Source organism: Symbiopectobacterium purcellii (genome assembly GCF_019797845.1).
Classification (GTDB): Bacteria; Pseudomonadota; Gammaproteobacteria; order Enterobacterales; family Enterobacteriaceae; genus Symbiopectobacterium; species Symbiopectobacterium purcellii.
Genome location: NZ_CP081864.1, coordinates 4,357,963 through 4,374,334, shown reverse-complemented (window position 1 = coordinate 4,374,334; position 16,372 = coordinate 4,357,963). Strand labels below are relative to the sequence as shown.

Here is a 16,372-nt window from a genome sequence, read left to right as displayed (position 1 = left end):
TTTTGATTCAATTATAAACAATGTTCAATTCATTATAGGATTGGGTATTGATGTTGATCTCTGTCCGTTGTTCGGGCACGGATATTTGGATGCGTTCAATGAGATGAAAAAAAAGCCATTTTTTACCATGGCTTTTTTAGCAACGAGCGGTGGTGAGAGCGCGTGAAACGTTACTCGATGTTCTGAATCTGCTCACGCATCTGCTCAATCAGCACTTTCAGCTCAATGGCGCTGGCAGTGACGTCGGCGTTGATGGATTTGGAGGCCAAGGTGTTAGATTCGCGGTTGAATTCTTGCATCATGAAGTCCAGACGGCGGCCAACGGCTTCCGGCTTTTTCAGGATGTTGTAGGTCTCTTTAACGTGCGCTTCGAGCCGGTCCAGCTCTTCGGCAACGTCAACACGCTGTGCCAACAGCACCAATTCCTGTTCCAGTCGGTTGTTTTCCAACTGCACCTGCGCTTCTTCCAGCTTGTTGAGCAGGCGTTCGCGCTGCCATTGCAGAATAGTTGGCATGTGCGCGCGCACTTTCACCACTTCGGCACTCACGCCTGCAAGGCGTTGCTCAATGAGCAGTTTCAGCGCGGCACCTTCGGTTTCGCGCGCGGTGATAAAATCATCCAGCGCGTTTTCCAGTGCGGCCATCAACTCCTTGCTGATCGCATCAAGGTCTTGATCTTGAGCGGACATCACGCCCGGCCAACGCAAAATATCAACGGGATTGACTTCCCCTTCATCGCTCTGCATTTTGACCCAGTTGGCGGCTTCAACCAGCTGTTTTGCCAGTTTTTCATTCAGGATCAGGCTGCCTTGCGCACTCGGATCGAGTTCAAAACGCAGGTTGCATTCGATTTTTCCGCGCGTCAGACGGGCGCGAATACGCTCACGAATCATTGGCTCCAGGCTGCGGAACTGTTCCGGTAAGCGGATGTATGTTTCAAGATAACGCTGGTTAACGGAGCGAAGCTCCCACGCTGCGTTACCCCAGCCGCCCTTGATGTCACGGCGGGCGTAGGCGGTCATACTGCGGATCATCGGTATTTACCTGTTTAGCAAGAGATAGGGCGAGTATAACGCGCCCGTGGTTTTGCAGGGTAGGATAAAATCGGTTGAGCCGTCGGCGCACGAGAGGATTTCAGAGCGCGACCGCATTATGCGGCGTGAAACAGACCTTCGTTTTGTCGGGCAATTTCCCAGCACTTGTTTTTCATCAGTTGCTTCAATTGCAATGCGGCGCGTGATTGTGGGTTGTCGCGACGGCTGATCAGCGTCACCTCGAACGGCAGCGGCTGTGCGATCGGTACAATTTTCAACATATCGGCATAGCGATGCGCGGTAAACAGATCGACGATACCCGCACCGCCGCCTGCCAGTACCATGTCGGCAATTACCGAGTAGGTTTTAATATACACCGATGACATCGGCGTGAGCCCTTTGGCGCGCAACGCACGGTGCAGCACCTGGCCTAACGGGTCTTGCTGCTGCATCATCAGCAGGTTATTGGAACAGAGCCACTCCAGCGATACCGGACCATTCTGTGGGCTGTCTTTGGGCAACACAGCGACCATATAGGCTTGAAACAGCGGCTCAGCCAGCAGGGCTGCGGGTACTTGTTGACCAAAGACCAGCGCAAAATCGAGTTGGTCTTGCAGGATATTTTGACACAGCGTGGAGAAGTGCTCGGTCACCAGCTCTACGTTGACACGCGCTTCTTGCTTGTGAAATTCCACCATGGTGGGTGCAACCACCATTTGGCTAAACGCATGCGCCGCCCCTAACCGCACCGTTTGTACCCGATTGCGTCTCATCTGTTCCGTCAGTGAACCAATGGCTTGCAGATGGATGTAAAGCTCCTGTACTTCGGGGATCAGACGTCGCCCTTCGCGTGTTGCCACCATGCCCTGCGCGCCGCGTTCAAACAGGGCAAATCCCAGCTGTTGCTCCGCATGATTGAGCACCCGGCTGACGTTCGGCTGCGAAACGTTCAGCAAGCGGGCAGCACCGCTGATGGTGCCAGCCTGAAGAATAGCCTGAAAGATTTCGATGTGGCGTAAACGCATGGACAGGTGCTCCGTGTTGGTTAGGTCATCATTTCACCTTGAGCAAATTCCATGCAATATCCACGCCACCCGATACTTTGGCCCGTGGTTATTTACCCCAGGTGGCTTCCAGTACACGCAACCAGTTGCCGTAGCAGATTTTTTCCAGCAATGGGCGATCGTATCCGCGTCGCGTCAGTGCGTCGACCAGGAGTGGCAGCCCTGCGACATCATGCAGGTCTGGCGGCACGGTGGTGCCATCGAAATCGGAACCGAAACCGACGCCGTCTTCTCCCAGCTTGTTGAGCAGGTAATCGACGTGGCGGACAATCTCTTCCACCGTGGCGTTCGGGTCTTTTTTACCATCGGCGCGCAGGAACGCAGTACCGAAATTCACGCCGACAAAGCCGTTGCTTTCACGAATGGCATCCAGCTGTTTGTCTGTCAGATTGCGGGACTGCGCGCAGAGTGCATTGGCGTTGGAGTGGCTGGCAACCAGCGGGGCATCGCTGATGCGAGCGGTCTGCCAGAACCCTTTTTCATCCATGTGCGACAAATCCACCATGATGCGTTTGGCGTTACAGGCTTTCACCAGACGCAGGCCGGTTTCCGTCAGCCCGGAACCGATATCGGCTGAAGAAGGGAAGCGAAACGGTACGCCGTCGCCGAAGATATTCGGTCGACTCCAGAGTGGACCCAGGGTGCGTAAACCCGCTGCGTGAAGGATATCAAGCAGTTCCAGATCGGGGTCGAGTGCCTCTGCACCTTCAATGTGCAACACCATCGCCAGGGTTTCCGTCGCCATGCAGTGACGAATATCGGCTACGCTGTGGCAAATTTTGGCTTGCCCAGCGGAGGCCGCCTCAATGCGCAACAGCGTGGAAATCATTGAAAAGGTTATCTCTCTGGCAGATTCCATCGACGGTGTCGCATGGTTTACAAACAAACTGTCGTTTTCTGGTACAGATTTTGCTGGGTCTTTAGGGGATGGGACATAAACGGCGAATAATCCGCCAGCCAGTCCCCCTTGTCGGATACGCGGCAAATCGATTTGACCGGCGGCTGGGCCTTGTAGAAAGGCATTGACCGCATCCTCCCGGTGGGAGGAATAAAGGCGTAATAAAACATCGTTATGCCCGTCAAAAACAGGGAAAGGGCGTTGCGTACCCGTTAGGAAATTGTTAGACATATTCAAAGTTATCGGCTCAGGATGCGATGAAACGGTATTTGCCCCATTAAGGTGCACGTTGCCCCAAAATGGACAAATGATTGCGCAGGGAATGGATGTCCTGGTGCGTTCATTTAAGCCAATCCCGTTTGACTATGTCAAGGCTGGATATGAAATAAAATCCAATTAATTGTTAAATATATCAATAAGTTGAGGGATTCATGCTTACCAGGAGACGTTTTCTCGCCGGTTGCGGCGCCGTACCTTTTTTATCCTATCTGAACCTGCACTCCGCTTTTGCTGCCACGCCTCCCACCATGCTGGTGATGGCGATGCAATTGGATAACATGACCAGCCTTGATCCCCATGAAAGTTTTGAAGCGGTAGGCTCTGAGATTGTGGGTAACCTCTACCAGCGTCTGGTCATGCCAAACCCGTTGAAACCCAGCGAAGTGAAAGGCGAGTTGGCCACGCACTGGGAAGTGAGCAACGACGGTAAGACCTTTACCTTCCATATTGATCCAAAAGCAAAATTTTCCGATGGCACGCCAGTTACCGCAGAAGATGCAGCGTTCTCGTTACAGCGTGCGGTTAAAATGGATAAAAGCCCCGCCTTCATTATCAACCAGTTCGGCTTCACCAAGGATAACGTGGAGCAGCACATCACCGCGCCGGATGCCAGTACGCTGGTGCTGAACCTGGACAAGCCGGCGGCAGAATCTTTCCTGCTCTATTGCCTCTCTGCGCCAGTGGGCAGCATCGTGCAGAAGAAAGCCGCGCTGGCGAACCAACAGGACGGCGATTTCGGCTACGCCTGGATTAAACAGCACAGTGCCGGGTCTGGCCCGTTCACGCTGCGTAGTTGGAAAGCGAGCGAAAGCATCATTCTGGAGAAGAACACCCACTTCCAGACCGACAGCAAAATTCAGCGCGTGATCATGAAGCACATCACCGACCCTGCGGCACAGTTGCTGATGCTGCAAAAAGGGGATGTGGATATCGCGCGCGATCTGACCAGCGAACAACTGCGCCCGATCGTCAACGACCCTGAGTTCAATGTGATCCGTCGTGACGTTTCGACCATCATGCTAATGTCGTGCAACACCACCAATGAATTACTGAAAAAACCGCAGGTGTGGCAGGCGCTGAAATGGGCGATTGATTATGACGCCATTCAGAAAAACATCATTCCACTGACGCACCGCGTGCATCAGAGCTTCCTGCCGGGCGGCTTCCCTGCGGCACTGGACGATACGCCGTTCCATCAGGATGTGGCCAAGGCGAAAGCGCTGTTGGCAGAAGCGGGTTATCCCGATGGGTTCGAGATCACCATCGATCACTACTCTGCACAGCCCTATCCGGATATCGCGCAGGCCATCCAGACTCAACTGGGTGCCGTGGGGATCAAGGCGAAGTTGGTCTCTTCTGAAAACCGCGCGGTGTTGACCAAAATGCGTGCCCGCCAGCACCAATTGGCGATCACGGCCTGGGGCGCTGACTATTTCGATCCCAATTCGAACACCGAAGCGTTCTGCGTCAATCTCGATAACACGGAAAATGCGCGCAGCCGTACTCTGGCATGGCGCTGCGGCTGGTCTGACGAAAAATTCAACACGTTAACCGAGCAGGCGTTGCATGAAAGCTATTCCGCCAAGCGTATCGCGCTGTATGAAACCATCCAGCGTGAGCACCGTGAGCACAGCCCGTTTATTTTCCTGATGCAAAACACCTTGCCGATTGCCTGCCGCAAAAACATCAGCGGTGTGAACATGACGGTACTGCGTGACAACCCGTACGATCAGGTGAAAAAAGCCTGATGCTGATAGCAAAACGTATTCTCAGTACCCTGGGCAGCTTGCTGCTCACGCTGTTGGGGCTGTCGGTGCTGACCTTTTTTATCGGTCGCATCATGCCCACCGATCCGGTGTTGGCGATGGTGGGGGACAATGCGCCGGAATACGTGGTGCAACGCGTGCGTGAAGAGATGGGGCTGAATCAGCCCCTGTGGGTGCAGTTTGGCCGCTATCTTTCGCAACTGTTGCACGGCGATCTCGGCAATTCGATCCTTACGTCCAATCCCGTGATGACGGATATCGCGCGTTTCTTCCCGGCTACGCTGGAGCTGGCTACCGCCGCTATCATTATCGCGGCGCTGGTCGGTATTCCACTCGGCGTGTGGGCCGCAGTGAGGCAGAGTACTTGGGTCGATCAAACCATTCGTATGGTTTGTCTGGCGGGGCACTCGTTGCCCGTGTTTGTGCTGGCACTGCTTAGCTTGCTTATCTTCTATGCCGTACTCGGCATTGCGCCGGGGCCGGGGCGTCAGGACATCATTTTTCAGGATATGGTGCCGCAGGTCACTGGCTTGCTCACGGTGGATTCGCTGTTGGCGCGGGATTACGCCGCCTTTCACGACGCGCTGGCACACATGGCGCAGCCGGTCTTGATCCTCGCCTATTTCAGTATGGCGTATATCACCCGTATGACACGTACCTTCATGCTCAATGCGTTGAGCGGTGAATTCGTCATTACCGCGCGCGCCAAAGGGCTGTCGTCGCGTCGGGTTATCTGGCGTCACGCCTTTCCGACCGTTGCGGTGCAGTTGGTGACCGTATTGGCACTGACCTATGCCGGGCTGTTGGAAGGGGCGGTGGTCACGGAAAACGTGTTCGCCTGGCCGGGGCTAGGTCAATACCTCACCACGGCATTGATGAACGCTGACATGAATCCGGTGATTGGTGCCACGTTGCTGGTGGGCACCGTATACGTGCTGCTCAATTTGCTGGCTGACATTCTCTATCGACTTTGGGACCCGCGCGTAAAATGATTTTTCCTGTCTCACGAGCATGGTTGCTCGACGAAACGCCCGCGACGCGCCGTCAGGCCATCTGGGGGCGACGTTATCGCTTATGGTTGGGGCTACAGACTAATCCGATGGCAATGATCGGGTTGGTGGTGATTCTGGCTGTACTGGTATTGTCATCTCTCGCGCCTTGGCTGACGTCTTATCAGCCGGGATTTCAGGATCTGGCCAACCGATTGGCACCGCCTTCTGCTGCCCATTGGTTCGGCACGGATGAATTGGGGCGTGATATCTACACCCGTATTCTGTATGGCGGTCGTACCACCCTCGGCATGGTGATCGCCGTAGTGGTGCTGACCGCGCCGCTAGGGTTATTGATTGGCTGTGTCGCCGGGTATGCCGGTGGCTGGGTAGACAAAACCCTGATGCGCGTAACGGATATTTTCCTCTCCTTCCCCCGATTGATTCTGGCGTTGGCGTTTGTTGCTGCGTTGAAGCCCGGTGTCGAGAGCGCCATCTTGGCGATTGCGCTGACGTCCTGGCCGCCCTATGCGCGCCTGGCGCGGGCGGAAACCATGCAGTTTCGCCACAGTGATTTTATCGCTGCCTGCAAGCTCACTGGGGCGACGCCGTTGCGCATTATCGTGCGCCACATTATGCCGCTCTGCGTGCCGAGTCTGGTGGTGCGTATCACGCTGGATATGAGTTCTATCATCATCACGGCGGCCAGTCTGGGCTTTCTCGGCATGGGGGCACAGCCGCCTTCGCCGGAATGGGGCACCATGATTGCTACTGCGCGACGTTTCTTATTCTCCGAATGGTGGGTGCCGTTGGTGCCGTGTATCGCCATTTTCATGACCTCGCTGGCGTTTAACTTTTTGGGTGACGGTTTGCGTGACGTACTGGACCCGAAGGAGCGCTAAATGTTGGTGGAAATTGAAAACTTGCGTATTACGTTCGCGAGCCGTACACAGACGTTTGAAGCGGTGCGTGGCGTTTCGCTGAGTATTGGCAAAGAGAAATTCGCGATTGTCGGGGAGAGCGGTTCAGGCAAATCTCTGACGGCACGCAGCCTGATGCAACTGCTGCCCGGCAGTGCGCGCGTGGAGGCGGATAAGCTTAGCTTTGACGGCATCGATTTGCGCGGCGCGGATGAAAAAACCTTACGTCGTATTCGTGGCAAGCGGGTGGGCTTTATTCTGCAAGACCCGAAATACTCCCTCAATCCGGTGATGACGATTGGTCAACAGATCGCTGAAGCATGGCGTGAGCATAAGGGCGGCTCGCACCGTGCCGCGCTGGCGGCAGCCACCGATTTGTTAGAGCAGGTGCGCATTCGCGAACCGCAGCAGGTGGCCGCACGCTATCCGCATGAGGTGTCCGGCGGGATGGGGCAACGGGCGATGATCGCCATGATGCTGGCGCCTGACCCGGAACTGCTGATTGCGGACGAGCCCACCAGCGCATTGGATGCCACAGTGCAGGCCGATATCCTCAAGCTGATCGACGATCTGGTCTCACAGCGTGGCATGGGGCTGATTTTGATCAGCCATGACCTGCCGCTGGTGTCGCATTTCTGCGATCGCGTGGCGGTGATGTATGCCGGGCGGGTGGTGGAGATGCTGGCCGCCAAAGATCTCCAGCTTGCGCAGCACCCGTATACCCAGGGACTGTTGGCCTGTTTGCCGTCACTGAAACACCCGCGTGAACGGCTGCCGGTAATGAAACGTGATGAGGCGTGGAAAAACGGATGATTACCTTAAATAACTTGCGTATCGCTTTTGGCGCTACCGAGGTGGTCAAGGGCGTCTCTTTTCAGGTAGAGAGTGGCGGCAGTTTTGGCATTGTTGGCGAGAGCGGTTCCGGTAAATCGACCATTCTGCGCGCGCTGGCCGGTTTGAACGATAACTGGCAGGGTGAGATGCTGTTCGGGGGCATGGCCCTCGGCGCCAAACGCGGGCGGGACTTCTTCCGCCAAGTGCAGATGGTATTTCAAGACCCTTATGGTTCTCTTCATCCGCGCCAAACCATCGATCGCATTTTACAAGAGCCCCTGTTGGTGCACTGCGTCGATAATGCTGAGCAACGCATTGCCAAAATGCTGGATGATGTGGGGCTGCCTGCGGCGGTGCGTTTTCGTTTCCCGCACCAGTTGTCAGGTGGACAGCGCCAACGCGTTGCCATTGCTCGGGCGCTGATTGTCGAGCCGGAAGTGCTGCTGTTGGATGAACCGACCTCTGCGCTGGATGTATCGGTACAGGCTGAAATCTTGAATCTGCTGGCAGATATCCGGCAGGAGCGTAAGCTGACCTACCTGATGGTGAGCCATAATCTGGCCGTGGTGACCCACTTGTGCGAGCAGGTGGGGGTGATGCAGCAAGGAGAGATGGTAGAAAGCCTGAGCGCCGAGCAGCTACGTGCCGGGCAGATTCAACATCCTCATACCGCTGAGTTGTATGCATTGAGTATCGCATTGGAGGAACCCGCATGACGCTTGATTGGCAGCGGGCGACGGAGGTGGCGCAGTCCATCACGGCGCAATGGCAGGGAGAGGGGCAGCCCGGCGGCGCAATTGCGCTGTTTGATGGCAATCAGTTACGGGCGTTAAGCTGCGGCGGTCTGGCTGACCTGGCGCAAGGCACGCCATTCAGCGCGGATAGCGTGGTGCGTTTTGCCTCGGTAACCAAACATATATTTGCTTCGTTGGTCACCGGGCCGTTAGCAGAGGTTATCGCACTCGACGACCGGTTGGCGCAGCATCTGCCCCAACTGCGTGGCCCGAGCGGGCAGGTTACCGTCGGTCAGGCGTTGGATATGACGGCCGGGTTGCACGATTTGCGTGAAACGCTATCGTTGCTTGGGTTATCGGTCTACAACGCCACGCAATCTGATGATTTGCTGGCGTTTGTTGCTGCGCTGGATAAGTTGAACTACCCGGCAGGCAGTGAAATTTCCTATTCCAATACCGGCTATCGGCTGGTGGAGGAGGCGTTGAAAGCCAAGGGCATTTTGTTTGCCGAACGCTTGCAGCAGCATATTTGCCAACCCTTAGATATCCACCTGTTCGCACCGGAAACCTGGTTTGATATTGTGCCTGGGTTGGTGCCGGGGTATTGGCGCAGCGACAGCGGTTGGCAACTGGCAAGCGCCGGGCTACATCTTTCTGCGTCCGGCAGTGTGGCGGGCAGCGTGCGTGATTTGAGCACCTGGTTGCAAACGCTATTGCGCGATGAGGGGCCGGGGCGCGGGGTAGTGGCGCGCCTGACTGCACCGCGCCAGCTAACGGATGGCCGCGTGACTGGCTATGGTTTAGGGGTTGCTCATTCACGTTTTGGTGATGCGCACTGGGTCGGCCACGGGGGTTCTCATGCGGGTTATAAGAGCTATTTTCTGCTCGATCCGCAGCGTGGTGTGGGGCTGGCGCTGGTGGCAAACCGTGAGGACGTGTCAACCTATGATTGTGCACTGCGCATCATGGCGGCGCTGACCGGGCAAGCGTTACCGCAACCGGGCCATGCGCTGATGCCGGGGCTGTATGTGGCGGAAAACGGCAGCGAGTGGCTGGAAATCAGTGGCAACAACGCCTGCTGGTTGGGCGCGACCGAAACGCTCTATCCGTCAGAGGACGGAGCGATATCGCTCTCCAGCCATTTGCCGATGCAGCTGCGTCAGAAAGGGACAGTGATTGAGGGTGAAATAGGCCATGCCACCAAACGCTTTGTGCTGCCACATCGCGATGATTCTCTCGCGCAAGCGCAAGGCCGCTGGTTCTGTCCGGAATGGCGCAGTGAATGGGTGATTGAAGGCGACCGCCTGGTGATGGGAATTGGCCCCTCGGCGCCGGTTGCGTCGCTGGAGTGTTTGGGTCAAGGTCGGCTATTGGCGACCGCGCAGGACGGCCCGTGGGAGAAACGCTTTGCGTTGCATATCGAAGGCAACAACATGACGTTTTTGCTTAACCGCAGTCGGGTGGTGACGGCGCGGCGTGGGGACGTTCACTGGGCGTAAATATACCCGTCATACTTCACGTTGCGGAATGCCAGCACAGGGCATTCCGCTACCTGTACGTTAGCGGTAAATGCCCACCCACGGGGCTTGGCCTACATAGCCATAACCGCGGTACATCCCTTCACTGTTGAACGGCAACGCGATGTTTCCTTCTTTATCGACGGCGATCAGGCCACCGCTGCCGTCCAGCGGCAACAGTTTTTCCATCACCACGCGCTCGCCGGCTTGCTCCAGCGTCAGCCCGGCATACTCCATTAACGCAGAGACATCATAGGCCGCTACGCAGCGGATAAACACTTCGCCTGTGCCAGTGCAAGAGACGGCAACGGTATTGTTGTTGGCGTAGCAGCCTGCACCAACGATGGGACTATCGCCTACGCGTCCGGCCTGCTTGTTGGTCATGCCGCCGGTTGAGGTGGCGGCGGCGAGATTGCCTGCGCTGTCCAACGCCACGGCACCGACGGTGCCATATTTGCGTTCCGGATCGATAGGGTCACCCTGCGCCATATCGCGCTGACCATCGTGATCCAGCACGACACGCCCTTCTCCTGCTTGCGCATGATGTAGCTGTTCACGCCGGGCATCGGTCGAGAAGAAGTCGGGTTCGACCATCTCCAGCCCCTGCTTACGTGCGAACGCTTCTGCTCCTGCCGCGGTAAACATCACGTGCTGGCTCTGTTCCATGACAGCCCTTGCTGCCAGCACCGGATTGCGAATATGGCTGACGCAACTGATAGCCCCAGCATCCCGAGTGCGGCCATCCATGATGCTGGCATCGAGTTCGTGGGTTTCATCGTGCGTAAAGACTGAACCGTGCCCGGCATTAAACAACGGACACTCTTCCAGTAAACGCACCGCTTCGGTAACGGCATCCAGCGCACTGCCGCCCTGGCTGAGAATCTGCTGGCCGCTGGCGACAATGGCGTTTAACGCGTCGCGGTAAGCGTGTTCTTTTTCTGCGCTCATGGCGGAACGGGTCAATGCCCCCGCCCCTCCGTGGATCACAATGACTGGCTTGACCATGTCATCTCCCTGTTATTAGTTCTGTGTGGTAGCCAGATACGAAAAAGTGCTTAGCAAGCGAACGATATCTGTCATGGTGGATGCGGTGTAGTGTACCGTCACCGCATCACCGCGTTCCACTCCGGGGATCAGGCTAAACAGATCGGCCAGCACCGGTTTGGCGGTCATCAGTTCAAGATGATAGGGCGCAGCGATGCGCGAGGTGTTTTCACGGTGCGCGCGCTGCACGGCCTGTTGCGCCTGTGCGCGAATCAGCTGTTGCGCCGCTGGTGGGCTGAGCGATTCCGCCGAGGTTTGTGAAATGGCGCGTTTGACGCAGGCGTAGGCGGTTTGGGGATAATAGCGGGCGATCCACTGTTGCAGGATATTATCGCCGCTGACCAGCCACAGCGGTGTGCCCTTTTCGGCACCGGCGGCCGCGTAGATATCGCTCTCACCCATCACTGCATCGTTGATTTTCACCCGATAGAAGGCGCGACCATTGATGGTGTGCGCCAGCACGCCGTGCTCTCCGGCAGCGCTGTGGTAGCCGATGAACATCAGTCCATCAAACGCCTGCTGCTCGAGCCCATCGACCATCGACAGTATGCGCGGTTTGCCCTGAACCAGACGGGCGCGGGCATCAATATTCTCTGCTCGCAGATTGGTCATGGCGGCGTGGCTGTCAGCCACCACCACTTCCGTTGCGCCACCGGCGAAAGCACCGTCAATGGCGGCGTTCACTTCCTGCTCCATCAGCCCGCGAGCCAGTTGGTACTCGGCTTGTCCGGGGCTGCACTGTTCCGGTCGCATCACGCCGGCGATCCCTTCGATGTCGGCAGAAATAAACACTTTCATGGGTATGTCCTTACGCTAAAACGTGTTGTGCAAGACTATCTAACACCTGTCGCAAGTCTGGACGGTGGTGGCCGCGAAAACCGCTCACCGCCTCGGCGCACAGCAGGGCATCCAGTACGGCATGTTCTGTGGCATCGGCGGCGGCGTGGGCTGGGTGGAAAACGCGACGGCGATGTCGCCAGAACCGTGGCCCCAATAGCTGCCCAGACGGCCCAGTCCGGCACCGGCGCGTTTGGCGATGCGCCCAAGCTGGCGCGCATCCAACGGTGCATCGGTTGCCATAATGATGATAATTGACCCCGCATCGCGTTGTGGTGCCAACTCGGGCAGCAGCGGTTCAATAAAGGGGCCGATGTGTAGTCCGTCCAGCGTGAGCGATGCCAGCGTGCCAAAATTGGCCAGCACCAACACACCCAACGTGGCATTCAGTTCGGGAATCAGACGAGATGCGGTGCCGATACTGCCTTTCAGACCGAAGCAGCTCATACCGCGCCCGGCACCGACGCTGCCGCGTGCAAAGTGGGTATCTGCCTTGCTCAGGGCGGCCTGCGCCATGGCTTCCGTCACCGCCAATGCCTGAATGTCGTTCAGCCAGCCGTCATTGCATTCCAGCGCCAGCGGATTCACCGTCGGCAGCGAGCGCCCGAGTTCAGGGTTTTTGGCAATCGCGTCGCGCACCAGCGTGGTAAACAGTGTGCCGATAGCCAACGTATTACTCAGCAGGATCGGGGTTTGCAGTTGCCCCAGCTCTTCCACTTGGACCAATCCCACCGGTTTGGCAAAACCGTTCAGAACCGCGGCACCGCACGGCAGCGGCTGCGTAAACAGGTTGTCACTGGGCGGCACAATGGCAGTAACGCCGGTTTGTACTTCGCCCTGCGCCAGCGTTTCATGCCCAACGCGCACGCCAGGCACATCGCACAGGCTGTTGCCTGGGCCGCTGGGCATACGTGGCACGCCGACTTGCTGGTGGTCACGCCAGCGCTGCAATAGGGCGTGCAGCTGCGCCTGTTGAAAAGCCATCATAGGATTCTCATGCATTCTTCAGTTTTGGGTCCAGCGTATCGCGCAAGGCGTCGCCTAACAAATTGAATGACAGCACGGTGAAGAAAATCGCCAGACCGGGGAAGACACTGACGTGCCATTGACCGGCCATCATCATGCTGCGGCTCATCGCGAGGATATTCCCCCACTCAGGCACATCTGGCTCAGGGCCAAGACCGATAAAGCTCAGGCTGGCCGCCGTGAGAATACTGGTACCAATGCGCATGGTGAAATAGACGATCACGTTCGGCAAGGTGGCAGGCAGAATATGGCGGATCAGCAAGATGCGATCCGGCGCACCGGCACTGCGCACCGCCTCCACGTAGGCGGCTTGTTTCAGGGTTAAGGCAGAAGCGCGTACGATACGTGCGAACACCGGCACGCTGAATACTGCGACGGCGATAATCACGTTATTCAAGCCAGGGCCGAGAATGGCGACCACCGCGATAGCCAGCAGCATACCGGGGAAGGCGAACAGCACATCGGCGCTACGCATGATCAGCATATCAATCCAGCGGCCATAAAACCCGGCCAGCAGACCCAATACAATGCCGACAACCATGCCAAGCGTGACGGAAAACAGACCAATATATAAGGAGATGCGCGAACCGTAGATAATACGGCTCATCACATCGCGTCCCAGATCGTCGGTCCCCATCCAATGGCTGGCGGAAGGCGGTGCGGACAGTGCCATCCAATCCGGGTCCATCGGGTTATAAGGGGCTAGCCAAGGGGCGAAGGCCGCGACCAGCACCAAGAGCAGAATAAATCCGCCGGACACCAGCGCCAGCGGGTTTTGGATAAAAGCCTGCCAAAAATCACGCATCGGTGAACGGATGGTGGCGTTATCCTGCGCGGCGGCGGTCATCGTGGGATCGGTAGCGTGGCTCATGATCGCTCCTAGCGTAAACGAATGGCTGGGTTAACCACGGCGTAGAGCAGGTCGACCAGCAGGTTGATAACAATAAACTCGAACACAAACAGCATGACCAGCGCCTGAATCACCGGCTGGTCCTGCGTTTTGATCGATTCAATCAGCAGCCAGCCCAATCCGGGCCAACTGAAGACGCTTTCCACCACAATCGAACCGCCCAGCAGAAAACCAAATTGCAGGCCGAGCATGGTGATGATGGGGATCAGCGCATTGCGCATGATGTGCTTCCAGGTGATCAGCCGTTGGCGTAATCCTTTAGATCGTGCGGTACGGACATAATCTTCCTGTGCCACTTCAAGGAAGGCGGAGCGGGTGAAGCGCGCCATCACCGCGGCCACGGAAGCACCCAGCGTCAGAGCGGGTAACACAATATCGCTCGGCTGGTTAAAACCGCTGACGGAAAACACCCCGAACGGCATCGCCACAAACTGGATCAGCAGCAATCCGAGCCAGAAAGGTGGCATGGAGATACCGCCGACAGCGGCGCTCATCAGCGTCCAATCCTGCCACTTTCCACGTTTTAGTCCCGATACCACGCCAATCAACAGGCCGAGTACCACTGACCAGGCGAAGCCTGCCAGCGCCAGCCACATGGTGGGCATAAAGCTTTTGGCGATCACGTCCATCACGGGTTGCTGCGTGCGATAGGTGATGCCCAGATCGCCGCGCAACAAGCCACCCAGCCAACGAACATACTGCTGCGGCAACGGATCGTTGAGCCCTAACAGTTGGCGAGCGGCCTCCACGGCGGCAATCGGGGCATCCGGCCCGGCATAAATCCGCGCCGGATCGCCGGGTAACAGCTTGATAAAACCGAACACTAACAGGGAGACCACCAGTAGCACCGGGATCATTTCCAGCAAACGTCGGACGATATAAGCAAACATGGCGTTCTCCCCGTGCGATTACTTAAATTCAGCCTGATCGAAGATCAACGAGCCATCTGCCAGCATGTAAACGCCAGAGAGATTTTTCGCTTTACCGACCAGATTGTCCGGTGTACCCAGGAACACGACGGGCGCATCACCCCAAATCACTTTCTGTGCTTCGGCGTAGGCGGCGGCGCGCTTGCCAAGATCGGCGGTCGCCAAGCCAGCCATAATGGCTTTATCGGCGGCAGCACTGCTGTAGTAGGCCACGTTATAAGCTGCAGGCACCCAAGACTCGGTGGCATACAGCGGACGCAGCGCCCAGTCAGCATCACCGGTAGAAGGTGACCAGCCGTTGTAGAACAGATCGAACTCCGCCTCTTTCGGGTCTTTCACGCCGAACAGTTTGGCGTTACGCATCCCGGAATCCATCGGTGTCACGGTGATCTTGATGCCTACCTGTTCCAACTGCTGTTTGAAGAACTGTGCGCTACGGATGTAATCGGTGCGGTTAGTGGTCCACAGCTTGAGGCTGATGCCATCCGGGTAACCCGCTTCTTTCAACAGCGCTTTGGCTTTGGCCGGATCGTAGTTGTAGCTCGGCGTGGTTTGTGCGTGGAAGAATTGAACACCCGGCGCCATGGCTGACGTTGCCGGTGTACCCATGCCCGCAAAGCCGACTTTCAGCCACACATCGCGGTTGATGGCGTAGTTGAGTGCCTGACGCACGCGGATGTCATTCATGGGCGGGCGCAGGTTATTCATCGCCAACCAGAACTGATAGATACCGGGGTCGCGTTGGACGGCCAGTTTGCTGTCGCTCTGTACGGTAGCCAGCAGATCGGACGGCAGCGGATAAATCGCATCAACCTGACTGGATTTCAGGGCTGCCACGCGCGTGGAGTCTTCCGGCGTCGGGTAGAAGGTCACGCTATCCACTTTCGGCCAGCCTTTTTGCCAGTAGCTGTCATTCTTGACCAGCTTGACGTCTTTGCCCTGTTGCCATTCGGTGAATTTAAACGGACCGGTGCCGACCGGGTGGACGCGCAGTTGTGCTTCATCCGGGTATTTCTTCAGCGCTTCCGGGCTGTGCATAACGGCAGACGGGTGTGCCAGTGTGTTGACGAAAGCACCGAATGATTTATTCAGTTCAATCTTCACCTGTGTCGGAGACAGCACGGTGACAGTTTTTACCATATTGAACAGGCTATTACGCTTTAAGCCTTTGCTCTGATCGGCCAGGCGATCCAGGTTGGCTTTGACCGCTTCGGCATTAAAGGGCGCGCCGTCCTGGAAGGTGATGCCGTCGCGCAGCGTGACCACAAACTCGGTTGCATCGTCATTGCTGGTGTATCCGGTTGCCAGACGCGGTAACAGTTTCATTTGGTTATCAAACTGGAACAGGCGCTCAAAGATACCGCTCTGGATGGAGTAGCTCAGGGTATCTGAGGTGTCGTGCGGGTCGAGCCCGGTAATATCGGCATAGATAGAGATGCGCAGATCTTGAGCCTGAGCCGCAGCGGCCAGACAGAGTGAAAGCCCGAGGGCCAGCGCGGAACGATATCGTAGTGGCTTCATGTTGTGTCTCCCGGTTGTGAATGGGTTGTCGTTGTTGTTGTTTAAAACGGCTTATTCATCAATGCGTTTC

At 56.8% G+C, this 16,372-nt stretch carries 14 protein-coding genes and 1 pseudogene; 6 read left to right on the top strand and 9 right to left on the bottom strand.

Annotation, left to right across the window (positions count from 1 at the left end; translation table 11 throughout):
* Window positions 1-170: 170 nt before the first annotated feature.
* The 3 genes from K6K13_RS20360 to K6K13_RS20350 all read right to left on the bottom strand — a co-directional run bounded on the left by K6K13_RS20360 (window position 171) and on the right by K6K13_RS20350 (window position 3,227).
* Window positions 171-1,034, bottom strand: coding sequence for a YicC/YloC family endoribonuclease (locus tag K6K13_RS20360; protein ID WP_222158590.1), 864 nt, complete (start codon window positions 1,032-1,034; stop codon window positions 171-173).
* A 116-nt stretch (window positions 1,035-1,150) separates the two neighbouring features.
* Window positions 1,151-2,059, bottom strand: coding sequence for a LysR family transcriptional regulator (locus tag K6K13_RS20355; RefSeq protein ID WP_222158589.1), 909 nt, complete (start codon window positions 2,057-2,059; stop codon window positions 1,151-1,153).
* Window positions 2,060-2,147: 88 nt separating this feature from the next.
* Window positions 2,148-3,227 carry a dipeptidase gene (locus K6K13_RS20350; RefSeq protein ID WP_222158588.1) on the bottom strand — a complete coding sequence of 360 codons (1,080 nt, stop codon included), beginning with the start codon at window positions 3,225-3,227 and terminating at the stop codon, window positions 2,148-2,150.
* Window positions 3,228-3,427: 200 nt separating this feature from the next.
* On the opposite strand from K6K13_RS20350, the gene K6K13_RS20345 reads away from it, so the two are divergent.
* From K6K13_RS20345 to K6K13_RS20320, 6 genes are read left to right on the top strand one after another with little or no spacing between them, the layout of a single operon-like run.
* On the top strand, window positions 3,428-5,023 hold the full coding sequence (locus K6K13_RS20345) for an ABC transporter substrate-binding protein (protein WP_222158587.1): 1,596 nt from the start codon (window positions 3,428-3,430) through the stop codon (window positions 5,021-5,023).
* Window positions 5,023-6,033 (top strand): ABC transporter permease, encoded by a 1,011-nt coding sequence (locus K6K13_RS20340; RefSeq protein ID WP_222158586.1) that lies wholly within the window; start codon window positions 5,023-5,025, stop codon window positions 6,031-6,033. Before K6K13_RS20345 ends, K6K13_RS20340 begins: the two co-directional genes overlap by 1 nt.
* Window positions 6,030-6,932, top strand: a complete 903-nt coding sequence (locus K6K13_RS20335; RefSeq protein ID WP_222158585.1) for an ABC transporter permease — start codon at window positions 6,030-6,032, stop codon at window positions 6,930-6,932. Before K6K13_RS20340 ends, K6K13_RS20335 begins: the two co-directional genes overlap by 4 nt.
* Window positions 6,933-7,763: an ABC transporter ATP-binding protein gene (locus K6K13_RS20330; protein WP_222158584.1), complete on the top strand. Its 831-nt coding sequence runs from the start codon at window positions 6,933-6,935 to the stop codon at window positions 7,761-7,763.
* Window positions 7,760-8,500 carry an ABC transporter ATP-binding protein gene (locus K6K13_RS20325; RefSeq protein ID WP_222158583.1) on the top strand — a complete coding sequence of 247 codons (741 nt, stop codon included), beginning with the start codon at window positions 7,760-7,762 and terminating at the stop codon, window positions 8,498-8,500. Before K6K13_RS20330 ends, K6K13_RS20325 begins: the two co-directional genes overlap by 4 nt.
* The gene (locus tag K6K13_RS20320; RefSeq protein WP_222158582.1) at window positions 8,497-10,017 is read left to right on the top strand and encodes a serine hydrolase domain-containing protein; all 1,521 of its coding nucleotides are present in this window, start codon (window positions 8,497-8,499) and stop codon (window positions 10,015-10,017) included. The genes K6K13_RS20325 and K6K13_RS20320 overlap by 4 nt, the downstream gene beginning before the upstream one ends.
* 60 nt (window positions 10,018-10,077) lie before the next feature.
* On the opposite strand, the gene K6K13_RS20315 is transcribed toward K6K13_RS20320, so the two are convergent.
* The 6 genes and pseudogenes from K6K13_RS20315 to K6K13_RS20290 all read right to left on the bottom strand — a co-directional run bounded on the left by K6K13_RS20315 (window position 10,078) and on the right by K6K13_RS20290 (window position 16,302).
* Window positions 10,078-11,040, bottom strand: coding sequence for an isoaspartyl peptidase/L-asparaginase family protein (locus K6K13_RS20315; protein ID WP_222158581.1), 963 nt, complete (start codon window positions 11,038-11,040; stop codon window positions 10,078-10,080).
* 15 nt (window positions 11,041-11,055) lie between these two features.
* Window positions 11,056-11,877: a M55 family metallopeptidase gene (locus tag K6K13_RS20310; RefSeq protein WP_222158580.1), complete on the bottom strand. Its 822-nt coding sequence runs from the start codon at window positions 11,875-11,877 to the stop codon at window positions 11,056-11,058.
* Between the two features lie 10 nt (window positions 11,878-11,887).
* A pseudogene (locus tag K6K13_RS20305) lies at window positions 11,888-12,903 on the bottom strand (DmpA family aminopeptidase).
* A gap of 7 nt (window positions 12,904-12,910) precedes the next feature.
* Window positions 12,911-13,813, bottom strand: coding sequence for an ABC transporter permease subunit (locus K6K13_RS20300; RefSeq protein ID WP_222158579.1), 903 nt, complete (start codon window positions 13,811-13,813; stop codon window positions 12,911-12,913).
* 8 nt (window positions 13,814-13,821) lie between these two features.
* Window positions 13,822-14,742: an ABC transporter permease subunit gene (locus K6K13_RS20295; RefSeq protein ID WP_222158578.1), complete on the bottom strand. Its 921-nt coding sequence runs from the start codon at window positions 14,740-14,742 to the stop codon at window positions 13,822-13,824.
* 18 nt (window positions 14,743-14,760) lie between these two features.
* On the bottom strand, window positions 14,761-16,302 hold the full coding sequence (locus K6K13_RS20290) for a glutathione ABC transporter substrate-binding protein (RefSeq protein WP_222158577.1): 1,542 nt from the start codon (window positions 16,300-16,302) through the stop codon (window positions 14,761-14,763).
* Between the last annotated feature and the right edge of the window lie 70 nt (window positions 16,303-16,372).